This is a genomic window from Carboxydocella sp. ULO1 (genome assembly GCF_002049255.1).
GTDB lineage: Bacteria > Bacillota.
Genome location: NZ_BDLQ01000098.1, coordinates 1 through 432, shown reverse-complemented (window position 1 = coordinate 432; position 432 = coordinate 1). Strand labels below are relative to the sequence as shown.

At 43.1% G+C, this 432-nt stretch carries 1 pseudogene; it reads right to left on the bottom strand.

What is annotated here, in order from left to right:
- Window positions 1-255, bottom strand: a pseudogene (locus ULO1_RS11230) (DDE transposase); the annotation flags it as partial.
- Window positions 256-432: the final 177 nt, after the last annotated feature.

Below are 432 nucleotides of genomic sequence, written 5' to 3'. Positions count from 1 at the left end.
TCGTAATTGACCATTGCGGGCCAGTTCCCGCCGTAACTTCTCCACACTCTCATGCTGGAACACAATACCCGCTAGTATGGAATTCCATATTGCCCGAACCGGATAATCGTTTCGCCCTTTACCCCGGCTTCTCTCAAGGGTCCTCATCAATTCTTCGTCTGGCATGTAATCCAGAACAAGCCGTAAACGAACTAAATCTCCAATTGTTTGTATTTCTGTCCACTCAAATAGCTTAATTTGTGGTATAATAGCCATAACAGGCATCCCTCCCTGGGTAGGATTGTTTGTCTTTTCAACTTCAATTTTATCACAGGTGGGTGCCTGTTGCTTATTTTTTACAACATTTGAGGCTGGGGTGAATTTTTCCCTCAGCCTCTTGTTTTGCGCTAAAAACCCTTTCCTATACACCTTTTTCTGGGGTAAATTTATTTT